Origin of the sequence: Jiangella endophytica, assembly GCF_003427025.1 — a bacterium.
GTDB lineage: Bacteria > Actinomycetota > Actinomycetes > Jiangellales > Jiangellaceae > Jiangella > Jiangella endophytica.
Window position 1 is genome coordinate 1 of sequence record NZ_QVAI01000076.1, and the last position, 361, is coordinate 361.

Consider the following 361-nt stretch of genomic DNA (forward strand, 5'->3'; position numbering starts at 1 on the left):
CAGTTCGTGCAGCAGCCTCTTGACTCGTTTGCGCAGTGCGACCGCGTCGAGTCCGGGCGCGTCGGGTAGCGCTGCTGTCTCGACGCGTGTGCGGACCTCGGGGTGTTGGCCGCCGAGTTCGTCGGTGATGACGCGGGCGCGGCGGTGGTCGATCAGGCCGGTGGACAACGCGGCGTGGGTGTGGGGGAAGTCGTCGATGAGTTGGAGGGCGTGGCCGACCTGGTTCTCGGCTTGGCGGGTGGTGGTGTGGCAGCGTGCGGCGATCTCGGCGGCGGTGTTGGTGACCGGGTTCAGTGAGCGGTGGCCGGTGGTGTCGGGGCGCATTTCGGGGCGTGATGCGAGTGCGGCGAGGACGCGGGCT

1 protein-coding gene is annotated in these 361 nt (G+C 70.1%); it reads right to left on the reverse strand.

From position 1 onward, the window contains the following. Positions 1-361 (reverse strand): DUF222 domain-containing protein (locus DZA62_RS35330; protein ID WP_157988121.1); only part of this gene is annotated, 361 nt, incomplete at both ends.